Origin of the sequence: Wolbachia endosymbiont of Cantharis cryptica, from assembly GCF_964277405.1 — a bacterium.
Taxonomy (GTDB): domain Bacteria; phylum Pseudomonadota; class Alphaproteobacteria; order Rickettsiales; family Anaplasmataceae; genus Wolbachia.
Genome location: NZ_OZ195521.1, coordinates 755412 through 777287, shown reverse-complemented (window position 1 = coordinate 777287; position 21876 = coordinate 755412). Strand labels below are relative to the sequence as shown.

The 21876-nt window shown below is 35.2% G+C and carries 18 protein-coding genes and 3 pseudogenes; 10 read left to right on the top strand and 11 right to left on the bottom strand.

All coding sequences use genetic code 11. The annotated features are described in order from the left end of the window. Positions 1-62 precede the first annotated feature (62 nt). Positions 63-578 carry a gamma carbonic anhydrase family protein gene (locus ACICP6_RS03760; RefSeq protein ID WP_395462667.1) on the top strand — a complete coding sequence of 172 codons (516 nt, stop codon included), beginning with the start codon at positions 63-65 and terminating at the stop codon, positions 576-578. 35 nt (positions 579-613) lie between these two features. Here the strand turns inward: ACICP6_RS03760 and ACICP6_RS03755 are convergent, their stop codons facing one another. Beyond that, positions 614-1525, bottom strand: coding sequence for an Rpn family recombination-promoting nuclease/putative transposase (locus ACICP6_RS03755; protein ID WP_395462666.1), 912 nt, complete (start codon positions 1523-1525; stop codon positions 614-616). A gap of 594 nt (positions 1526-2119) precedes the next feature. Here ACICP6_RS03755 and ACICP6_RS03750 point away from each other — a divergent pair. The 8 genes and pseudogenes from ACICP6_RS03750 (at position 2120) to rmuC (ending at position 11750) form a co-directional block, all read left to right on the top strand. Continuing rightward, on the top strand, positions 2120-4576 hold the full coding sequence (locus ACICP6_RS03750; protein ID WP_395462665.1) for a valine--tRNA ligase: 2457 nt from the start codon (positions 2120-2122) through the stop codon (positions 4574-4576). A gap of 75 nt (positions 4577-4651) precedes the next feature. Further along, complete coding sequence (locus ACICP6_RS03745; RefSeq protein ID WP_395462664.1) at positions 4652-5953, top strand: hypothetical protein; 1302 nt, start codon at positions 4652-4654, stop codon at positions 5951-5953. A gap of 34 nt (positions 5954-5987) precedes the next feature. Further along, a complete protein-coding gene (gene pyrF / locus ACICP6_RS03740; protein ID WP_395463665.1) occupies positions 5988-6701 on the top strand; it encodes an orotidine-5'-phosphate decarboxylase in 714 nt (237 codons plus the stop codon). Positions 6702-7443: 742 nt separating this feature from the next. Further along, a pseudogene (locus ACICP6_RS03735) lies at positions 7444-7599 on the top strand (phage major capsid protein); the annotation flags it as partial. A gap of 54 nt (positions 7600-7653) precedes the next feature. Then, a protein-coding gene (locus ACICP6_RS03730; protein WP_395462622.1) for an IS5 family transposase occupies positions 7654-8480 on the top strand; the annotation gives its coding sequence in 2 pieces (ribosomal slippage) (positions 7654-8041 and positions 8041-8480; 828 coding nt in all). A 22-nt stretch (positions 8481-8502) separates the two neighbouring features. After that, positions 8503-9549: pseudogene (locus tag ACICP6_RS03725) on the top strand (phage major capsid protein); the annotation flags it as partial. A 130-nt stretch (positions 9550-9679) separates the two neighbouring features. Continuing rightward, the gene (locus ACICP6_RS03720) at positions 9680-10279 is read left to right on the top strand and encodes a hypothetical protein (RefSeq protein ID WP_395462662.1); all 600 of its coding nucleotides are present in this window, start codon (positions 9680-9682) and stop codon (positions 10277-10279) included. A gap of 109 nt (positions 10280-10388) precedes the next feature. Next, positions 10389-11750, top strand: coding sequence for a DNA recombination protein RmuC (rmuC, locus tag ACICP6_RS03715; RefSeq protein WP_395462661.1), 1362 nt, complete (start codon positions 10389-10391; stop codon positions 11748-11750). Here the strand turns inward: rmuC and ACICP6_RS03710 are convergent. From ACICP6_RS03710 to ACICP6_RS03690, 5 genes are all read right to left on the bottom strand, one after another. After that, positions 11743-12519, bottom strand: coding sequence for a hypothetical protein (locus ACICP6_RS03710; RefSeq protein WP_395463664.1), 777 nt, complete (start codon positions 12517-12519; stop codon positions 11743-11745). The two genes, rmuC and ACICP6_RS03710, sit on opposite strands and share 8 nt — an antisense overlap. A 55-nt stretch (positions 12520-12574) precedes the next feature. After that, complete coding sequence (locus ACICP6_RS03705; protein WP_395462660.1) at positions 12575-12964, bottom strand: phage tail tube protein; 390 nt, start codon at positions 12962-12964, stop codon at positions 12575-12577. Further along, on the bottom strand, positions 12939-13349 hold the full coding sequence (locus ACICP6_RS03700) for a DUF3168 domain-containing protein (RefSeq protein ID WP_395462659.1): 411 nt from the start codon (positions 13347-13349) through the stop codon (positions 12939-12941). Before ACICP6_RS03700 ends, ACICP6_RS03705 begins: the two co-directional genes overlap by 26 nt. An 18-nt stretch (positions 13350-13367) precedes the next feature. Then, positions 13368-13913, bottom strand: a complete 546-nt coding sequence (locus tag ACICP6_RS03695; RefSeq protein WP_395462658.1) for a head-tail connector protein — start codon at positions 13911-13913, stop codon at positions 13368-13370. A 181-nt stretch (positions 13914-14094) separates the two neighbouring features. After that, the gene (locus tag ACICP6_RS03690) at positions 14095-14421 is read right to left on the bottom strand and encodes a hypothetical protein (RefSeq protein WP_395462657.1); all 327 of its coding nucleotides are present in this window, start codon (positions 14419-14421) and stop codon (positions 14095-14097) included. Between the two features lie 600 nt (positions 14422-15021). Here ACICP6_RS03690 and ACICP6_RS03685 point away from each other — a divergent pair. Beyond that, the gene (locus ACICP6_RS03685; protein ID WP_395463663.1) at positions 15022-16128 is read left to right on the top strand and encodes a D-alanyl-D-alanine carboxypeptidase family protein; all 1107 of its coding nucleotides are present in this window, start codon (positions 15022-15024) and stop codon (positions 16126-16128) included. Positions 16129-16240: 112 nt separating this feature from the next. Here ACICP6_RS03685 and dcd read toward each other — a convergent pair whose 3' ends face one another. The 5 genes and pseudogenes from dcd to ACICP6_RS03655 all read right to left on the bottom strand — a co-directional run bounded on the left by dcd (position 16241) and on the right by ACICP6_RS03655 (position 21387). Then, positions 16241-16798 carry a dCTP deaminase gene (gene dcd / locus ACICP6_RS03680; RefSeq protein ID WP_395462656.1) on the bottom strand — a complete coding sequence of 186 codons (558 nt, stop codon included), beginning with the start codon at positions 16796-16798 and terminating at the stop codon, positions 16241-16243. 101 nt (positions 16799-16899) lie between these two features. Beyond that, a complete protein-coding gene (locus tag ACICP6_RS03670; protein WP_395462655.1) occupies positions 16900-18414 on the bottom strand; it encodes a TrkH family potassium uptake protein in 1515 nt (504 codons plus the stop codon). 43 nt (positions 18415-18457) lie between these two features. Further along, the gene (locus ACICP6_RS03665; RefSeq protein WP_395462654.1) at positions 18458-19474 is read right to left on the bottom strand and encodes a substrate-binding domain-containing protein; all 1017 of its coding nucleotides are present in this window, start codon (positions 19472-19474) and stop codon (positions 18458-18460) included. 264 nt (positions 19475-19738) lie between these two features. Then, positions 19739-21110 (bottom strand): annotated as a pseudogene (gene terL, locus ACICP6_RS03660) (phage terminase large subunit). 43 nt (positions 21111-21153) lie between these two features. Further along, positions 21154-21387 (bottom strand): WPE palindromic element domain-containing protein, encoded by a 234-nt coding sequence (locus ACICP6_RS03655; protein ID WP_395462653.1) that lies wholly within the window; start codon positions 21385-21387, stop codon positions 21154-21156. Between the last annotated feature and the right edge of the window lie 489 nt (positions 21388-21876).

Genomic DNA, 21876 nt, shown 5'->3' with positions numbered 1-21876 from the left:
TTTAATAGGAAAACCTTATTTGGATCACCATATAATGTAATGCACAAAACCGCAGGCTCAATATGTATCACATTTTAAAATACAAAGATTATGAACCAAAAATAGATGAAAGTGCTTTTATCGCAGGCGGTTCGTATATCATAGGCAAGGTTGAAATAGGAAGAGATGCGAGCATCTGGTTTAATTGCGTAGTCAGGGGGGACGTTGGATCAATAAAAATAGGTGATGGAACAAACATTCAAGATGGAACGGTAATTCATGTGGATAGAAACCCCGGTGGTGACACAATTATTGGTAGTATGGTAACAGTGGGACATTTTTGTATGTTACACGCATGCACGCTGCATGATAAAGCATTTATTGGTATGGGCTCTATCGTGATGGATCATGCAGTTGTGGAGTCTGAGGCTATGGTAGCTGCTGGCTCGCTAGTGACACATGGAAAAGTGATAAAAAGTGGAGAAATATGGGCTGGCAGGCCAGCAAAATTCTTCAAAAAAATGTCGAATGAAGAAATTAAACGTATTGCACAGTCAGCACAAAATTATATTATGCTAATGAAGGAGTATAAAAATTGAAGTTCGTGTCAAGTTAATATCTCCTTAACTTGACTTTAATCCTGCAGCTCTTTGATTTCACTAATGGAAAGGCCAGTAAGCTTGACAATAGTGTTGACATCAACATTATTAGCCAGCATTGTTTTTGCAACTTCAATTTTGCCTTCAATTTTTCCTTCTTCTCTACCTTCTTTCCTACCTTTCTCTTTACCAATTTTGATGCCTTTCTCAGTAGCATCATCAAGCTTTTGAGCGAGAACAGCCTGCTCATCACGAATACGTTTTATTTCCTGTTCGTAGGCAATAAATTCTTTCTCTGACCAGTTGAATCTATTTAGTTCTTCATATGCTTTTTTGATTATTACATCACTTCCTATTATTTTTTCCAATTCTTCTTCGCTTGTTTCATCTGCATACCTGAAAAAATAAATCCACTTTTCAACTATACTATCCAACTGGTCTTCCTTCGTTTTAGGAAATTTTGGCAATTCAATGAATGTAAAATAAAAATCTTTTAAGTCATGTTCATTAGTATCTTTATCCTGAATAATATGATCTGATTTATACCCAGACTTATTAGGAAACAGGATACAATCTGCTATAGCAATAAAGATAATCTCTTTAAGATCATGGTATTGATCGCCTTTATCAGCCTGCCTTGAATAAGCTTTAGCAGCATAGTATTGAGCACGTTTTTCAAAGCCTTTTGTTTTAGCAACCTGCATTTCGACTATCACTTGCACTCCATTTTCATCCCTGCAAAGTACATCAACAATACTTTGTTTTTTATAGGCAATTTCAGCATCCATAATAGTGCTGAGGAATTCTATTTCTTTTATTTCATCTTTGCCAGTGAATCCCAAGATATCATTGAGAAAGTGAATGAGAATATCTTTATTTTTTTCAGTGCCAAAAATACGGCGAAATGCGACATCATTTTTTGGGTCAAGAAACTTCGAAAGAGCCATGGCCAAAGTGCTTAGAAAAGATTAATAATTATACACTATTCTGTAAAAATATTCAACTTTTTTATATTTTGGTCACGGAAAAACTACTTGACAAACTCCGCCAGTCCCCTTATCATGAAGCTGAAGCTATTTATTTATCTTCAGTCTGTGCAGATAAAACGACAAAAAAACTTAGTATATCTGGCGTGTCATGTTTAATTTTTCGCACTATGTGCACCTTATGTCTTTATAAAACTTCTAGGTTTTTACCTAATATAAGCTAAAATGCGCTTAAAAGCGTTACAAGACATTAAAAAACGCCAACTTATAAAATAGGTAGTGAATAACTAGCTACTCAGGGTTTTATTTGCCTTTTTTTCTGCTTAGTAAACTTCTTAAACGTTTATCGCTAAGGTTAGTTGCAATTAAAAGGCAGCTAAGTCGCACTTATTAAGCGTTTTAGAATAAAAAAACGCCGATATTTCGACACAAAAGTAAATACCACGGGGCTTCTTTTGCCTTTTTTTAGGTTATGCAAGAAGTCTAATAAAACACATTAAAATTGCCGTATTTGCTTAATTGTGCTAGCTTAAAGCTTAAAATTGAGAAATATTTATGTTAGAAGAAAAATACAGCTTTCAAGAAATCGAGAACAAATACAACATATTATGGGAAGGCAGTAAAGTTTATAAATGGAATGGTGCAAAGGATAACACTTTTACTATAGATACACCTCCGCCAACAATATCGGGCAAACTGCACATAGGCCATATATTCAGTTATTGCCACACAGACTTTATTGCAAGGTTTCAACGCATGCTTGGGAAAGATGTTTTTTATCCAATTGGGTTTGATGATAACGGTCTTCCCACTGAAAGATTGGTTGAACAAACCTATAAAACCCGTGCAAAAGAAGTGGGCAGAGAAAAATTTATAGAGATGTGTCATGAAGTTATTGAAAAATCAAAGCAAGAATTCAAGGAACTATTTAAATCGGTCGGTATTAGTTACGATTGGGGTTTGGAATATCACACGATCAGTAAGGAAACTGTGACACTTTCTCAAATGTCGTTTATTGATCTGTATAATAAGGGATACGCATATAGAAAGATGCAACCTATCCTTTGGGACCCAGTTGATAAAACAGCGATTGCGCAAGCAGAAATAGAAGACAAAGTCTTTGAGTCATTCTTAAATACAATAGTTTTTTCCACTGAGGAAAATGAGCAGATCAATATTGCAACTACGCGACCTGAGCTACTTCCCGCATGTGTTGCAGTTTTTTGCCATCCAGAGGATGCGCGCTACACCCATCTAATCGGAAAAATAGCCGTAGTGCCAATGACAGGGGCAAAAGTTCCAATAATAGCTGATGATAAGGTCAAAATAGATAAAGGTACCGGGCTTGTTATGTGCTGTACATTCGGTGATGAACTCGACATATATTGGCAGCAAAAGCACGATCTGCCGATGAAAATTATCATCGATCAGGATGGGAGGATGAACTTACATCCACCACACCCCGATGTCATTCCAGCGCGTGACACTGGAATCTATGAAATAAATGGATTAAAAATCACAGCAGCAAGAAAGAGGATAATTGAAATTCTGACTGAAAAAGGACTTTTGATAGAAAGCACTAACATTTCTCATTCTGTCAAATGTGCGGAAAGATCTGGTGCATCACTTGAAATATTACCTACTTATCAATGGTTTATCAAGACCTTAGATCAAAAAGCTCAAGTATTAGATAAAGTAAAAGAATGCAACTGGCATCCAAGCACCATGCGTAAACGCATGGAAGTGTGGATAGAAGGGCTAAATTGGGACTGGTGCATTTCAAGACAGCGCTATTTTGGTGTACCATTTCCAGTGTGGTATTCAAAACGTAAAGGAGAAGAAGGCAAAATTATTTTGGCTGAAGTAAAGGCTCTACCTATAGATCCATCGAAGGATTTGCCAAAAGGGTATAGCAAAGAAGAGGTTATTCCAGATCAAGATGTAATGGATACTTGGGCAACAAGTGCGATCACTCCTCAGTTAAATGCACTGGCAGTAAACAGTGAGTTTCGCTTGCAAAATCATCGCTATGATACGATATTTCCTGCAGACTTGCGCAGTCAGAGCCATGAGATAATAAGGACTTGGGCTTTTTATACGATTTTGAAGGCACATTACCATGCAGACTCACTGCCGTGGAAAAATATCATGATCAGCGGTTGGTGTTTAGCTGATAATAAAAAAAAGATGAGTAAATCAAGGGGTAACATCATCACTCCTCATGTAATACTTGATACCTACGGAGCTGATGTAGTGCGTTATTGGGCAGCAAACTCAAGGCTTGGAGTTGATACAGTCTACTCTGAAAATATATTCAAAATTGGCAAGCGCCTAGTTACAAAACTTTGGAATGCCAGCAAATTTGTCTCCATGTTCATGGAAAAGCATCAAGCTGTAAGCATAAGTTCTATCAGTGAGACAATGGATAAGTGGATATTGTCTAAGTTATACAAAGTTATAGAAAGAGCAACGAACAACCTATTGCAATTTGAATACTGCGAAGCTTTGGGTGCAGTAGAAGAATTTTTTTGGAAGGACTTTTGTGATAATTACTTGGAATTAGCAAAAAAACGCGCCTACGGTAGCAGTTCAAGTGCAAAACAAAGTTTGGCGTATGTACTAAATATTATTTTGCGGTTATTTGCACCTTTTTTGCCATACATTACGGAAGAGATATACCACCAGTTGTATAGTTATAATTCTGTACACAATCAAAGCAATTGGCCAAATAAGGAAGAACTTATCTATGGTAAGCATTCTGAAGAAATGGGAGATAATGTTATTCAGATATTAAATATTATCAGGAAGATAAAGGCAGATAATAATGTATCAGTTAAGCATCTGATAAAAAAGTTGATGATAAAAACAAACGTACAAGAGGATAAGTTGAATCAGTCTGCACAGAATGATCTACAAACGGTCTGCAATGCTGAATTGATAGAATGGAGTGAGGATGTAGAATCAGGATTTGGAACTGAAAATGGGAAATTTACTGTAGGTGCAGAATTATAATGGACATTTTTCTCTACAGATTAAGAGAATTTTAACAAATATATACAATACCTTACTTTCTTATGGGAAGGGGTAATGAGCAATTTTCTTAACAAAGCTAACACGTTTTATTTTATAGCTAGCTTTCTGGCTACTCTTACGTTACTTACATCTTTAGCGCTTGCTGTAACTTCTAACGTACCTCTGCCTCTAATTCTTGCTTTGGCTATACTATCTGTTTTGGTGCTTGTACTTTCGTATAGAATAGTTATGGATAATAAGAAAATGGATATTGAGAGAAATGAGTCTGCTAAAAAAGAGCAAAAGTTAAAAAGTATAATAACTCTGGAAAAAGAGGCTAAAGGAGTTGCAAGCAAACAAACGGAGAAATTAAATGATCAATTACATAAATTAACTCGAAAAAGGCTAGATGAAGACAAAGAAATAAAAAAATGGAAAAGTATTCTTTGTGAAGAAAAAGAATCTTTCGAGCAGAAATTAGAAGGTAAAACGAATCGTATAGCTGAATTATGTAGAATGGTAAACGAATTAGAAAAGATAATAAATGCGCCTGATAAACAAACAAAGAAATTACACTATAAACGACAAATAAAGGAGTTACGCTATAAACGAATAAAGAAATCACACTATAAACAAATAGAGGGATTATTGAATTGTAAAATCTTACGTTTACGTAAACAGTTACAAGAAGAAAAAGGTAAACTAGCTGAAAAAAAAGAATATATAGCAACATTGGAAAGGGAAATAAGCAATATTAAGTGTGAAGAACTAAAAAATAGAGAATTAGATAAGGAAGAAGAATTGTGTGTAGAGTTAGATAAGCTACGATATGAAATTGAAGAAGTCGCTAAAAAAAATAAAAATTTATCTAAAGAATTAGAAGAGCAATCTAAAGAGTTATGTGATGCAAATAATTTCCTTAATGATCAATCTTTTGAATTGGAAAGGATAAATAAAGATCACGATAATAAAGTGAAAAAATTAAAAAATTTACTTTTGGAGAAGTCCCTTCAAATAGCACAACTTAAAGAAGATTTGTTGCAAAAGGAAAAAGAAGAAGTGGTTTTTATGCAACGAATGATAGAATATGTGGTAGGCAAGGTAGAACAATCAGTAAGAGGAAGTAAAGAGATCACAGATGGTGATAAAGAAGTAATATTGCAAATAATTCAAAAAATAAGGTTTGTATTGGAAGAAGAAGTTGCACAATATTTGTCAGGCAAAACGTCTGTTTCCTCATATGTAGAAGATCTTGGATATGAATCACCTACCAGTCGCTCGTCCACCCCGATCGAACCTTTACCTCCATCATGGAAAAAACGTTATGAACACAGTCAATCCAACTGTAGTGAAGGGTTTACAAAATGCAATAATTAGTCTTATTATAAAAAAAATTATGCAAGGATGTACAATGAACCCAATAATATGCGCACTAGATACACAGAACTTAAATGAGGCTATTTCTCTAGCTAACGCCTTACGTGATAAGGTTGGCATGATAAAGCTAGGGTTAGAATTCTTCGCTGCTCATGGTCCTTCTGGAGTGAGGGAAGTTGCAAAGTGTAATGTACCGATTTTTTTAGACCTGAAATTGCATGATATTCCAAACACTGTAGCTAAAACGGTTGAAGCAATAAAGGTTCTGGGTGTTGAAATACTAACATTACATATAAGTGGTGGAACAAAAATGCTTGAAGAAGCGCTAAGTGTAGTGCAAGGCACAAAAATGAAACTGATTGGAGTGACTGTGCTAACTAGTATGAGCAATGAGGATTTAAATGAGTGTGGAGTAGAAAGAGAGGTAAAATCACAGGTAATTTTGCTTGCAAAGCTTGCAAAAAAGATTGGGCTGCATGGAATAGTCTGCTCAGCGCTGGAAGCTCAAGAAGTGCGCCGAGAATGCGGTAAAGACTTTAAAATTATTACTCCAGGAATTCGTATAGACCCTGGTCATGATGACCAAAAAAGGACAGCAACACCAAAAGAAGCAATAAATTCAGGAGCTGATTATATCGTAATTGGTAGGCCCATTACAAAAAGCAATGATCCTGCAAGTAGTGCGGAATTGATATTAGACCTCTTGCATAACCTAAAAAAAGGCAAAAGAAGCCCCGTAGTTGGCTAGTTATTTATATGTACTTCAAATATTGGCGTTTTTTATTCTAAACGCTGCAATTTAGCTGCTTTTAAATGCAACTAACCCAAATTATAAACGTTAAGAAATTTACTGAGCAGAAAAAAAGGCAAAGAAAACCCGTGGTAGCTAGTTATTACACTCTCTATTTTAAAATTTGACGTTGGGTGATGTCTTGAACGCTTTATAAGCGCGTTTCAGCTTATGTAGGTAAAAACCTAGAAATTTTATAAAGACATACGGTGCACATAGTGCAAAAAATTAAACAATAGTACGCCAAATACAAGTTTTCTTGTCATTTTAATCCGCTGCAGAGATTGCGAAGATAAATAAATAGCTTCAGTTTTATGATAAGGGGATTGGCGAAGCTTGTCAAGTCGTTTTTCCAACGTGCTGCCAAAAGTTTGTTATGCAAGAGGTCTATTGACTAATTGAGGCAGACAAAGTTGCAAGAAAAATAAAAAAGTGCTTGACATAAAAAGATGAACATTATATAGTATTATTATCTTTCATATTTTTCCTCACTTAACTTAGTTAAGTGTAAGTATTTAATAACGCGCGGCATTATTTAGGTAGTGTCGTGTTGTTTTCTGGTTTATACCCTCAACAAATAAATAAGTGGTTTTTGTCCTCTCTTGTCAGCTACTAAATGATGAAATTGCATCCGTAGCCAGACACTGCGAGACTAACTACATTAGCATACATTTTAATTTCATTTTCAAAGGAGGCTATTATGTCACTTGCCGATATTGCTTATCGTATTAATGAATTAGCTTCATCATGGGAGCAATTTAAATTAATAAACGATCGCAAACTAAAAGAAATTGAAAGCAAAGGGCGTGCTGATTCTGCAACAATTGAGCAGTTATGCAAGATAAATAATAGACTTCTTTCAAAATTGGCAAACAAGGGAAAAGAAGTATAAAATCAGATATTTTAAGGTATGAGATATAAAGAAATAGAAAAGTTGGAAGGAAAGAAATTTAGGCGCTTAACAGGGGAAAAAAAGGGAACATTTAAGCGAATGGTGGAAATTTTGGATGAGGAGGATAAAAGAAAAAAAGCTAGAAGTGGAAGAAAAAGCAAACTTTGCGTAGAAGATAGGTTGCTTATGGCATTAGAATATATGAGGGAATATCGAACGTATTTCCACATTGGTCAAAGTTATGGCATGAGTGAAAGTAACTGTTTCAAAATAATAAGATGGGTAGAAGACACGCTAATAAAACATCCAGATTTTTCATTACCGGGAAAAAAAGAGCTATTAAAGGGTAATGTAGAATATGAAGTTTTGGTAATAGATGGAACTGAAACACCAGTAGAGAGGCCAAAAAAAAGCAAAAATGCTTCTACTCTGGAAAGAAAAAAAGGCATACTATAAAAACGCAAGTAGTAGCAGAGAAGAAGAGTAAAAAAGTAATATGTACATCTTTCTCGAAAGGTAGGAAACACGATTTTCGGATATTTAGGGAATCAAAGGTAGCAATATTGCCGGAAACTAAAATCTTAGCTGATGCCGGCTACAGAGGAATGCAAAAAATACATAAAAATGTTGTATTACCTCACAGGAAAACGAAAAAGAATCCGTTAAGCAAAGAACAAAAAAAAGAGAACAGAACACTTATGAGCCAAAGGGCAATTGTTGAAAACGTAATTGGCTTATTAAAAAGGTTTAAAATCATTTCCGATAGATATAGAAACCGACGAAAACGTTTTGGTTTAAGATTTAATTTGATTGCTGCTATCCACAATTTTGAGCTCCTTACGTGAATTTTGAAAGAAGTCTAATGATGTTGATAATTGTAAAGAACGCTTGAATTTAATTGAAACTGCAGTTCAACGTCCAGAAGTAAGTACAGATTTTAGCACAAGCGACAAACATTTTTCTGATTATATCCGCAAGGGGATGGAAAGCGGCTTATCGCACAAAACTCTCAGTGGAGATGATGGTGATATTGGAGGATATCTAATTACTCCGCATATTGTAAAACGCATAAATAAGCGTGTAAATGATTCGTCTCCGATGCGGCAAATATGTTCTAGTCAAAAAATTTCTACTGAAACATTGGATTATATTATAGAAGATGGTGACTGTGCTGGTGCAGGTTGGAGTAGTGAAACAGTAGATGATGAAGATGGTGGCAATAAATCTAAGTATGATTTGACAAAAGATACGGACACACCTAAAATCCAAAAAGTTTCCATCACAACTTACGAGTTATACGCTCAACCACAGATATCACAAAAACTGCTTGATGATGTATTCGTCGATGTTGAGAGCTGGTTGGTGGAAAAGATTGCTGAGACTTTTAGTAAGGAAGAAAGCGAAGCCTTCATTAAGGGTGAGGGCACTTTTCAACCCAAAGGAATTTTAGCTTATGAAAATGGAAACAGTTACAATAAAATAGAGCAAATTAAAGCTGATAAACTAGATAGTGATTCAATGATGATGTTGTATTATTCTCTGGATGAATATTATTTCAAAAATGCGTCATTTTTGATGAACAGGAGTACATTGAAAGATATTAGGCTGCTCAAGTCTCAAACGGGTCAATATCTTTGGCAACCAAGTTTGTCGCTCGAAGCTCCAGATACTTTAATGGGAATACCAGTATATCAATCTGCTGATATGCCACCTGCATCAAGCAGTCAGCTACCGATAATTGCAATAGCAGATTTTAAACAAGCTTATAAGATTGTAGATAGTAGAGGAATGAGGATACTGAGAGACCCTTACACGAATAAACCTTACGTTAGATTTTTTGTCACTAAGCGTGTCGGCGGAGAAGTTGTAAACACCAGTGCTATTAAATTGTTGAAAGTTGCAAGCAAGTACTAAAAACTTCTACAGCATCTTTAAAATCGCTTTATTTCTTTTATAGCATATACTTTCCCTTTAAAATAGTTGACATATTAAACTTTATATGGCATAATTAAGTAAATTAATTATTAATTTAAGGAAAAAAAACATGTGGAAAAACATAAAAAAATTTTTTAAGTGGATTGCTGATCACACAGGAATTTCATGGATTTTAGGAAAAATTTCATCATGCTGGAAGCCTGGGGATACGGTAAGTCAACCAGGTGGTACTAATCCATTAGAAAGTAAAGCAAGTAACTTTCAAAGCAATAGTATGATTGAGCTACTACAAAACAAACCTGGCGTTTTTGATGTTATTAGAAAAGGTGACAATAGACACCTGGTGCTACACGTAGCGATAAATAAGACATCCGAAGTTTTTGATAATGTGAACTGTCAAAATCCATCAGAATATCATGTATGTATCAAATGTGATAAAGGTGTGTTCGAAGTAATTCTTGGCCGAGTTCTTTGCATTAATGCATTTTATTCAAGTTTTAATGTACACTCAATAACACATTGTGATCGTAACACTTTATATAGTGAACTGGAAGACATGAGAAATGTGTTAGGTTTAAGTGAGGGTGGAAGTCCTGTTATTGTGACTCAGATATCTAAAAATCCGATTACAGTTGGTAACGCACCAAATTCAAAAACTACTAATCTAAAAACACAACCACACACTGCTGGTGTTGGTCAATCTGTTTAATGCTAATTTTGTAGCAAACCCCTCATAAAGGAGCACTTCTTTAGGTGCTCTTTTTTTTCCTATATACACAAAAATCATATAGAATTGTAAACACAGTTTTTTTATTCTAATGCTTTTCAATTCTATAGCTCTGGGATTAAATTTTCTCTCCTTACTACTATTTCTCTATATCATCACAAAAAAGAATAGAAAACTGAGCGAGGAGAAAATAAATCTTGAAGTTAATTCATGTAAATTAGAGCAAGAACTTCAAGAAACAAAGCAAACTTTGCTTACGAAAAATGAAGAAATAGTTGATTTAAGTGTCAAAAGAGCAGAACTTGAAGTAACTCTGCAAAAAGAACGTGAGGAAAAGAAAAAGGAAATAGAATTACTAACAAAAGCAGAGGAGAGATTAACAAATACTTTCAAAGCGCTCTCTCTTGATGCTTTGCAGGTGAACAACAACAATTTTCTAAACTTAGCGAAGGAAGTAATTGATAGTAAATTAAAAGAAACGGAAAGCGATTTCAAAAAAAGACAAGCAACGATCAACGAAGTTGTAACTCCAATAAAAGAAAAATTAGAAAAATTTGATAGTGAAATACGCGAACTAGAGAAAGAGAGGGTAGGGGCCTATGAAGGTTTAAAAGAGCAAATTGGAGCGTTAATGAACCAAACTTCTAACCTTGCTAATGCTTTGAGGAAACCTCATATTAGAGGAAAGTGGGGTGAAATGCAGCTAAAAAGAGTGGTGGAAATGGCGGGAATGATTGAATACTGCGATTTTTTAATTCAACCATCAGTAGTTGATAAAAATGAAGATAATTTATTGCGCCCTGATTTAATAATAAAAATGCCATCTGGAAAGCAAATAATAATAGATGCTAAAGTTCCGCTAGATTCTTATCTTGATGCTGTATCACAAAATGATTTGCAGATACAAAAAGAAAAATTAAAGGATCATTCCTTGGCAATAAAAAAACATATAAATGATCTGGGCAAAAAAGAGTATTGGAATCAATTTGAAAATACGCCAGAACTTGTGGTACTTTTCTTAACAGGGGAGGGGGTTTTTAGCGCAGCACTGGAATATGAGCCTGCTTTGATAGAGATTGGAGTGGAAAAAAAAGTTATTATTGCAACACCGATCACTTTAATCGCGCTGCTGAGGGCAATAGCGTATGGATGGAAGCAAGAAATGATAGCTGAAAGTGCAAAAAAAATCAGTGAACTAGGGCATATTTTATATGAGCGAATTTGCACAATGAGCGAAAACTTTGATAATTTGCGAAGAAGCTTAAAAAGTGCTGTTGATCATTATAATAAAACTGCCGGTTCACTTGAAGCAAGAGTATTTCCTGCTGCTAGAGAATTTAATAAGCTTGGTATACATGCAAAAAATAAAGAGTTGAATGCTGCAAAGGAATTAGAGTCTTTACCACGCAGTTTACACGCTGAGGAATTGAAAACATGTAAGAAGTCTATATAGATAGATCTTTTTGTGGATCTGTATTTCTTCTGCTTTCCTCAACTCGCTTTGCAAAAGACGTCTCTTGTTCATTAGTATGCTGCTGAAGCGGCTTGACAATTTCGTGCACAATAGCGGTGACAGCGGTTAAAAATGTTTTTAATAATGCACCGAGTACTCCCCCTGCTGCTTCTCTTCCATATCTATTAGCACCCTTTTCGTTACTGTCCGCAGTCTCTCCTGCCATCTTTCTCGGATTCATCGCGTTACCAATCACCGAAAATAACACTCCTCTGATTGAAGACTTCATTCGTGCCTTTGCTTCGTGGACATCCCCATCTTTTTCATGTCCATGACTTAAGCGTTTAGCGTTTAGCTCCTTTTGTTGCTGAATGCTACTTAATACTTCTTCTATCGCTTGCTTCCTTCTTTTCTCTCTAACTCTTTTTATAGATTCTGATTTATCGCGAGTATGCTTTGTGGTTTCAAATTCTGCATCAATATCTTCAGACGCAGCCTGACTATATAAAGTCTCTATGAGCCTGTCTATACTTCGCTTTATTTGCATAGTCCTTTCGTAACTATCCAAATTATCAATTCCTTCGTCGATCTGATTTAAGATATCCTCAAAAGCTTTTAAATAGTCTTGGACATACTGTGCTATATCTTTCTCTTTGTTTTGCTCTTCTTGATTTAGCTGATTTTCACTCTTCAAATTCCTCTCTCTTCTATCATCGTTATTTTCTTCAATATTATCACCATCTTCTTTAAAAAGCTCTTCATCATTCATCATTTATTTAAAATTTTTACCAATTATTATTATATACGAAAAAACTAAATTAACATTAATGAAAGGTGTTTACAACTTCAGCACTGGCTAAAACTACAGTAAAGCTGTCAAAAGCTGTGGGGTCATAATACCTCTCATACAATTCAACTGAACACCTGAGCCTTATCTTTTCCTTAGCATTAAAACTAATTTCATAATCATTATTAGAGTTTAATATAGCAGAATTACGCAATAATTCATCAGCTAATACAGAGTCTAAAATTCCATTAATTTTTATCGTAATGTGTCTGCTTCCAGCACAATCGAGCACTTTTCTCCAGCCAAAAGAGGAAATATCTTTTATCTCTTCTCTGTTATTACGCAAAGTAAACCTTAAGTTTCGTATATTATTTAGCACAATAAAATTATTATCATGATCTTTAATTTTTAGCTGTAATTTGCTCATTATCACCCCCTTTTATAAAAATATCAAAATTAATTGTTGAATGTAAAATTTCATCGTGCTGATCCATAGCACAATTACTTTCTAATACAGCTTCATTGTCGGAATATTTAATATCCTTAAGTATCAAGTTAATATGCTTTGTAATGGCAAACATACTATCTATATGATAGGCATATATGTCGCATGAAAATCTTGCCTTCGCAGCAAAGTTGGATAGCATATGCAGGTTATTATAATTTACTATGTGCAATCTCAGGTAAGGAATAGTAACTTGTTTGGGTAAGTAATCATAAATGTTAGTAACATATTTCCTTAAATCAGAATTTGCCTTTAGTGCTGCATAAATGCTATTGTACAACTCATTTATAGCTTGAATTTTTTCCATAATTAACCTCTGTCTTACTTACAACACAACTCTTAGCTCGCGAAATGGGGAATAATACACCTCCTTCACTACTTTAAACAAATAGCTAATTACTTCCGATTCACGATTCTTATAAAGAGCAGAAACATGCTGCATAATACCTAGTTTTATCTGCTCAGGAACGTTGTCATAGCCAGCTTCGTACACAACATCAACTCTTATTGCATTCAAATAATTGAAAAGTTCAACATAGCTTCCTACATCGCTAAAATAACACTTAAGTGTTCTCTTTTCTTGATTTTTAGATATCGTTGCAATAGCAGATATTATTACCCTGACAGGACCATAGCTTAAATAGATCCTACGAGGTACATAATCTTCACATGAAACTTGCCATGTTTGCTTTACCAGCGACTTTTCCATATACCATTCAGCATAGTCAGTTGCCATAAGAATTAGATTTGAAATTAACTTATCATCTTGATCATTCTCAATGCGTAAAAAAGATTTAACCTCTTCTAAAGTTACTGGAAAAGATTTAGGTTTAGATTTACGTTGCACATATATTCTTGGTGAAATTGACATAACAACCCCCGTTTTTTATAGCTAGAATAAGTAAGATTTACCTCGTTACTTGCTAGCGGCTGAGATACTGTGACGGTAAGTCAGCAAACCTTACTTACTTTAGCTATATTTCTTGTATTTAATATTAAGTTAAATCTGTATAGCAACAACTCTAAATGCTTGAAATTCCTGAATTTTTGAGCTATAAGTTCTTTATTGTGTGTCCTACTACATTAAGAAGAGAACGTATTAAAGCTGTTTCTCCTTTTTTATTGATAAAATTTGAATTTATAGCATATTCAACTAGGCTGGATTTCAGCAAATTGACATTTTGAGAGTGAATATTGTTAAAGATGGAGTTTAACTCTTTAGCAAGCAGACTGCGAAATTTCTGTACACTGTCATATGCGATATTTTCAAGTTCATGCGCAAACTTATCTTGAGCTACAGTTGTTATATCTTCAATTTCCTCATTAAACTCCTCCAGCTTTTTTTCCTTACTCTTAAAATTTTTCGTGAAAGTTTTCATATCAATTAAGCTCAACTGCTTTTATAATTATAATGACAATGAAAGACTACCAAAGTAAAAAATTCACACTGCACCTACAACCATCTAGTTGAAACTCCTTCACCTGTCATCCCAGTAGCCCTTCGTTGTAATCCCAGTGCTCCTTCCTTTTGTCATTCCAGTCTGGAATCCAGTTTAGTTATAAAATTTAAGAAAATATTTAAGAAATTTACCAAGCGAAAAAAAGGCAAAAAAAGCCCCGTAGTGCGAGTTTTGACTCTATAATACTTTAAACTGGCGCTGTAATAATGTGCTGACGCTTAGTATAAGCGCGATTTGGCTGAATGTAGAAAAAATTTAAAAGACATGCAGCCGCCATAATTTTATGTAATCCGCCAAAAAATACCCTGAGTTTTTTACTGAATTTTGTCATTGAGCCTGCAGGTCAAAAACAAGTTTTGAGTCAGAAATACCCTTATTATCATAATAAGAGGACTGGCGGAGTTTGTCAAGAAATTTCTTCCAACGTGCTGCTAAAAGTTTGTTATGCAAGAGATCTATTGAAATACCCCTGCAAAATTATACTATTAATTAGTGTACCATAAATTTGAAACTATGAACATATTAGGCAAATTGATAATTTCGCTATTAATTCTTTCGCTTCCTTTTGCTTCATATTCATATCAGTTTAGAAGCAAAGCAAAACAGGCAATAGTTTTAGATTTAGCTTCAAACTCGTTCATTTTTGAGCATAACTCTGATGAAAAAATGGCTCCATCTTCAATGAGCAAATTAATGACTCTGTATGTAGCCTTTGATTATTTAAAAGCTGGAATAATAAACATGGAGGATGAATTTCGAGTAAGTAGAAAAGCGTGGGAAAGAAAAGGCTCTTCTATGTTTTTAAAGGAAGGTCAATTTGTTACGGTGAAAGAATTACTCGAAGGAATTACAATAGTCTCAGGCAATGATGCCTGCATAACACTAGCCGAAGGCATTGCAGGATCAGAAGAGAACTTTGTGGCTGAGATGAACGAAGTTGCGCAAAATTTGAACCTAAACAACAGTCATTTTGTTAACTCAAGCGGATGGCCAGACGAAGACCATTTTATGAGTGCAAAAGATTTGGTAATATTAGCAAAAAGGATTTTTACTGATTTCCCTGAGTATTACGATTTATTTTCTGAACAATATCTGACACATAACAACATTTTACAAAAAAACAAAAATTTTCTACTTTTTCACGACATTGGGGTTGATGGATTAAAAACCGGTTATACAAACGCTGGTGGTTACGGTATTATAGTATCTGCAAAACGAAACGATAGGAGAATTTTTGCTGTTGTAAACGGTTTAAATACTGAGAAAGAGCGAATAGAAGAAGCAAAAAGGCTGATACAATATTCCCTAAATCATTTTAATACCAAAAAAATGTTCGCTAAGGATAGTGTAGTTGAGGAAATAAATGTTCTATATGGAAAGGAAAAAAAAGTACCAGTCACAGTTACAAACGATGTTACCATAACTTACAACCGCAATCTGTATAACAAAATTAAGGTGCGTGTTGAATATAAAGATATGATACCTGCACCCATTAAAAAAGGACAAGAAGTGGGCAAAATTTTCATAGAAATACCAGGTATTGAGCAGCAAACTGAACCACTTTATGCAGTGAATGATGTGCAGGAACTGAATTACATAGCAAAGTTTTTTAGAATGTTGTTTTAAGTGCACTATACCCAAAAATTAGGCACAAATTTTAATGAACTATTAATTGTGATGGAGCTGATCCATTTATACTATTTGACTTGGCACAGTTTTTTTAAACATACTCCAGCAATCACTTCACCATCGGCAAAGTAATACCACATTGATTCATATACTTCCCTTTCATGTCATCATAAGATTTTTCACACTCGCTTTCACCACTTAAAAACACAAATTGACATGCACCTTCATTAGCGTAAATTTTTGCAGGAAGCGGAGTAGTGTTTGAAAATTCTAACGTCACATAACCTTCCCACCCAGGCTCTAAGGGGGTAACGTTTACTATAATCCCACACCTTGCATAAGTTGATTTACCAACACAAATAACTAGTACATCTCTTGGTATACGAAAATACTCAACTGTACTTGCAAGTGCGAAGCTGTTTGGCGGAATTATGCATACATCTGCTTCCTTATCTATAAAACTATTTTCGGAAAAATTCTTAGGGTCCACGATAGCTGAATTAACGTTAGTAAAAATCTTGAATTTACTATCCACTCTTGCATCATACCCATAAGATGATAATCCAAAAGATATAACACCCTTACTGCTTTTATGATCCACAAAAGGCTCTATCATTCCAAAGTTTTCAGCTTTTTCTCTTATCCATTTATCTGGCATAACTGCCATAACTGCCCCTTAAAGTTGTGTAATACTTATAATAATATGAAATAAAATTTAAATGTAAACTATAGGCCTAGCAATTTTGTCATCCCAGTGCCCCTTTCCTGTCATCCAAGTAGCCGACACTGGGATCCATTCTTCTTCTTTATTTTCTGGTCACGCTCTGGAATGACAAAACCACTGAACAAATTGCCTATACAAAAATAGATTGGCAATATTTCAAGTCTGCCAAGCAGCATTAAAAACGACAGAAATAATTTTACTCCATTGCTAAAAGAGGAATAATTACCTGAAGGGCCTATTAAATTACTGAATCCTGGACCAGAGTTTGTAAGCATTGCAGAAACTGAACTGATGCTGGTTATAAAGTCCGCATTGCTTAAGTAAGACATTACTATTGATGAAATGGTAAACGTTAATACGTAAATTGCGAAAAATACAAAGACAGAGTGAATTTCATCATTTCCTAAGATTTTACCATTAAATTTTACCCTATCGCTTGCGTCAGGGTTTAATAAAAGGCGAAAGCGATTTTCTATAGACCTTAGAAAAACAATCAAACGAAAGATTTTGATGCCACCACTTGCAGAACCACTACACCCACCAATAAAGGTTAGAAAAAAAGCTAAGACTGAAATAAAGCTCCAATTTACATAATTACAAGTCGTATAGCCAGTTGATGTAATAAAAGAAGTGATGGTAAATGTGCTGCATCTAAATGAAAATGGTACTCCTAAATCAACATTTTTATGCAACCAAAAGTAAGCGAATAAAGATGAGACAATGACTATCTTAACAAAGTAAGAGACCTGTTCATCGTGGCAAATGTCTAATCGCTTTATGATTTTTAAATAGCTAAGAAAAGGTAAAGAACCCAAAATCATAAAAATGATTGTTATGACTTCTAGTATGGGATCATTATAGTGCCTTATGGAATCGTTATAGTTAGCAAATCCACCAGTTGATACAGCAGACATTCCGTGACATATTGCATCAAATAGTGGCATACCAGCTAGGCGATAGGACAATATACATAATAAAATCAGGCTATAATATATTGCTGTAACATGAATCACTACACTTCGTGTGTTTGGTAACCTTCTTTTGGTAGCATCTGAATATTCAGAATAAAGTAAATTATTTAGGCTCAGAGTCTTAAACATAGGAAAAACCGCAATTCCTATAGTAATTATGCCAAAGCCGCCTATACCGTGCAGCATTGCTCTCCATAGCAGTATTCCTGGAGATTGCTTTTCAACATCACTAAATACGGTTGCTCCTGTCGTTGTAAAGCCGGATATTGTTTCAAATAATGCATCAACATAGCTCAGATTATCAAAATAGAATGGAATGGCTGCAAATAGAGATAAAACAATCCAGGTACAACTGGTAATCGCGAAAACTACTGGCATTCCATGTAATTTACTTAATTTACCTAAAAAAATAAAAATTGCACCAAATGTGCAGGTAATTATGAACCCAGCTAGAAAATTTTTCCATTCGTAGCCCAGATATTTATTAGTAATAGCAGGCATAAGCATTGCTAAGCTAAACAACAATAGGAATATTCCAACAACGAACACGATTGAACGCAAAGTTTGCAGGCGTTGGTGATTTTCCATAGAGTTACTTTCTAGAACAAAAAATATAAAAGAAATATTACCATCACATTATATCATGAACTTTTGCTGAAACTTTCTTTATGTCTTCATTGGAAAGTGAGATCAGACCGAGCCTAGATAGGTATCCGTCTTCAACACTGATAGAGTCTATAACTTCTCTAATGAATTTTCTTAATCCATCAACGGTATTCAAGTGTTCTTTCTTTATGTAAAGGTATAGAGGCCTTGCTAATATATATTTTCCTGATGATATATTTTCATAAGTTGGCTCAATTCCTGCGATTGTGCTCCCTTGTATTTTATCTTGGTTCCTCATTAAAAAGCTGAAACTAAATATTCCTAAAGCATCTTTGTTACTTTTCAATTTTTGTATTATTATGTTTTCATTAATTCCAACTTCTATGTACTTTCCGTCATCCCTTATGTTACTACATGCTTTCTTTCTTTCTTCCGAATCTTTATAATTCTCTTTGAAAATTCTTGAGTTCATGCATGAGTATTGATCGAGCATAATAGAATTAATCAAAGTATCGTATGTGCCTGTATTCCTATGCGGACCATAAATTTCAATTCCTGTTTTTGGTAAAGCTTGATTTACATCAGACCAAAACTTCTTATTATTTTTTACTAGCTTACCATTTTCTTGAGAATATGCAGATAAAGTTTCAAATAAATCCTTTGTTGTGAAGTCAAATCTATGGCTTTGATTCGAATTTGCAACGACAACTCCATCATAGCCAATGATGACCTCTATCACTTCGTTAATTTTATTCCTTTTACATAGCTCTCTTTCTGCTTCTTTTATAGGACGAGATGAAGTGGCGATGTCTGGCGTATTTTCCCCCACTCCTGAGCAAAACATTTTGAATCCTGGACCGCTCCCTATCGATTCTACAACCGGAGTTTTAAAGGAGAAGACACGACTGAAATCTTCAGCTATAAATGAGATAAAAGGAAAAACAGTTGAAGACCCAACAATTCTAATATATTTCCTTGCGTCAGCATTTGACAGTGGCATGAATACTGTGAATATAAAAATCAAGAAAAAGCTTCTAAGCATTGTTTCTAGTTAAGAATATAAATCTAATTATTGTAATAAAAAATCAAACTGAAAAGCCTTATTTTTTTCCTTATGATAGACCTAATTCGTTGACAAAGATGCTAAAGACCTCTTGCTATAACCTAAAAAAAGGCAAAAGAAGCCCCGTGGTATTTACTTTTGTGTCAAAATATCGGCGTTTTTTTATTCTATAGCTAAAGTGACTTAGGTTTACCGACAACCGTTACTCGTTAGCGCCGCGGCGGTGTTAGCTATAGGCCAAGATCACAATGTTCGTATAGCTGCAACCCTGTAGGTACTGTTTCTCATCCACTGCAAATATTGTACCATGCTGTCCACTTGGTCGTCGTGGCGTATTTCTGGGAACATTAAAATTTCATACTCAAAATCATTTAGCCATACTGCTTGGTGCGGCAAAACAACCCTACCAGACTCTATAATTGGAGCAATCTGATGAAATCGAGTGAGCTATGTGGCATTATTTCGATAATGGGCAAATGACTGTTTGCCTTCAGCTCTTGCACCAATTGCTGACCACTTGTTTTGGCTTCGATCAAAATTGCGTGTGGTGCCCATCTTGCAGCTAGGTTGCTCTTTAAGCTTTGGATACTCAAGCTTTGCGCGATATACGTCAAGTAAATAGAATTTATTTTGCCCAGGTAGTGCAGACGCTAAAGTTGCTCATGTCGCTTGTTGAAACCGCAGTATCCCAACTTTGTGTTACACATGAGAGATTATCAGGAAAATTTCTATAGCGCTTCAGCCACTCTCGTTTCACTTGAAAGCGGCAGAGGATTTTGTTGATATTGCGCAGCAAAAGCGTAACTTCCAAGTTCAACTTTTATCGTCTCAACTTCTTCTTTTCCTCCATAGAGGGGATATAACAACTGACCTTCTTCTCTTGAGTATAATATCATTGCAGGTGCAGCGCATGATGCTGTTGTATTATACAACTGCCTGGTTGCAGTTACTTGGATGACAGAAACAGGATGCGCTGGCTTTTTGATTGAATAAACAATCTCCTTATTTTCAGCTATTATTGGCAAACAAATATGATGCCATATATTTTTTGGTTTGGAGAGAAGATGCTCAGTTAAATCTTCCTGATGCAGCCTGTGCATCACAAGCTCCTTTTTTCTATCATTGAGCCTGGTTACTAGAGTCTGGTCAAACCAGTTTGTAGCACGCTTTCTACTCAAAGCTTGAGCGGGACGATGATCACCTTCGCCTGTCTCCAACTGATGTTGCAATTCTGTATCCTCTCTGCACTGTTTGAAATTTATATTTAGTGTTCTGGTCTTTGGATCTCTGGAAATAGCCCTCTATACCAACTAGACTGCATTACGCACCTCGTATCAAGCGAGTGCTTTTCACTGAGCAGCCGAGAGTAACTTACAACTATTATTCTCGCATTTGGCTGATTTCCCAATATCCATGCGGGCCACGCAACACTAGCGCACAGGGATTTCATTGAGCGCGGAGGCATATTGAATATTATTCGCCTCACTTCACCGGCACTTGCCGCTTCTAGCCTGTCTGCTATGACTTTTATATACTGATAATTGTTATACTTATACCCCGGTATCACCGTTTGAAAGCATAGTTCGATGAATTCTAAAAAGTTGATTTTGTTCATGATTTAAGTGAATGTGGTTAAAGCGTATACTTTTGAAGGTAATTCACACAACAAATGGTATCATGCTGAGACTGTACGAACATTGTGATTTGAGTCCACGATAGGGCAGTGCCCAGACACTGCCCTTCGTTGTCATTCCAGCGCGTGACGCTGGAATCCAGTTTTCATTGTTCAGCCACTTGGTGTACTCATTTAAAGTTAAGTTTTCTGGATCCAAGACTGGGATGATATCTCTTTTGCTAATCTTAAGAAATTTACTAAATAGAAAAAAAGGCAAAAGAAGCCCTAGTCACTGTCTATTTTCTGTATTGGCGTTTTTTAAGTCTTAAACGCTGCAATTTAGCGACTTTTAAACTGCAACAGACCCTTAGCTTAAATGCTAAGAAATTTACTAAGCAGAAAAAAGGCAAAAGAAATCCCGTGTTAGATAGTGCTTACTCTCTAATCCTGCAAATTGGCGTACTATACTGTCTTAAACGCTTTATAAGCGCGTTTCAGCTTGAAAACCTAGAAATGTTGTGAAGACATACGGTGCACATAGTGCAAAAAATTAAAAATAAGACGCCAACTACGTTATACTCCTTCGTTTAATCTGCACAGATGAAGATAACTGAATACCTTCAGTACCATAGTAAGGGGACTGGCGGAGTTTGTCAAGAAATTTCTTCCAACGCGCTGCCAAAAGTTTGTTATGCAAGAGGTCTATTGATAGCATTTTTAGAAGATTAGATATAGAAAGAAATACAGAAACTGGACCAGGGTTCCT

Bases quoted from the DNA above. Each gene is read 5' to 3' on its own strand.
- ACICP6_RS03745 (WP_395462664.1), top strand. From the start codon at position 4,652: ATGAGCAATTTTCTTAACAAAGCTAACACGTTTTATTTTATAGCTAGC.
- ACICP6_RS03710 (WP_395463664.1), bottom strand. From the start codon at position 12,519: ATGAATGATGAAGAGCTTTTTAAAGAAGATGGTGATAATATTGAAGAA.
- rmuC (WP_395462661.1), top strand. From the start codon at position 10,389: ATGCTTTTCAATTCTATAGCTCTGGGATTAAATTTTCTCTCCTTACTA.
- ACICP6_RS03700 (WP_395462659.1), bottom strand. From the start codon at position 13,349: ATGGAAAAAATTCAAGCTATAAATGAGTTGTACAATAGCATTTATGCA.
- ACICP6_RS03665 (WP_395462654.1), bottom strand. From the start codon at position 19,474: ATGCTTAGAAGCTTTTTCTTGATTTTTATATTCACAGTATTCATGCCA.
- ACICP6_RS03695 (WP_395462658.1), bottom strand. From the start codon at position 13,913: ATGTCAATTTCACCAAGAATATATGTGCAACGTAAATCTAAACCTAAA.
- ACICP6_RS03690 (WP_395462657.1), bottom strand. From the start codon at position 14,421: ATGAAAACTTTCACGAAAAATTTTAAGAGTAAGGAAAAAAAGCTGGAG.
- ACICP6_RS03755 (WP_395462666.1), bottom strand. From the start codon at position 1,525: ATGGCTCTTTCGAAGTTTCTTGACCCAAAAAATGATGTCGCATTTCGC.
- ACICP6_RS03670 (WP_395462655.1), bottom strand. From the start codon at position 18,414: ATGGAAAATCACCAACGCCTGCAAACTTTGCGTTCAATCGTGTTCGTT.
- ACICP6_RS03750 (WP_395462665.1), top strand. From the start codon at position 2,120: ATGTTAGAAGAAAAATACAGCTTTCAAGAAATCGAGAACAAATACAAC.
- ACICP6_RS03720 (WP_395462662.1), top strand. From the start codon at position 9,680: ATGTGGAAAAACATAAAAAAATTTTTTAAGTGGATTGCTGATCACACA.
- dcd (WP_395462656.1), bottom strand. From the start codon at position 16,798: ATGGCAGTTATGCCAGATAAATGGATAAGAGAAAAAGCTGAAAACTTT.
- ACICP6_RS03760 (WP_395462667.1), top strand. From the start codon at position 63: ATGTATCACATTTTAAAATACAAAGATTATGAACCAAAAATAGATGAA.
- pyrF (WP_395463665.1), top strand. From the start codon at position 5,988: ATGAACCCAATAATATGCGCACTAGATACACAGAACTTAAATGAGGCT.
- ACICP6_RS03705 (WP_395462660.1), bottom strand. From the start codon at position 12,964: ATGAGCAAATTACAGCTAAAAATTAAAGATCATGATAATAATTTTATT.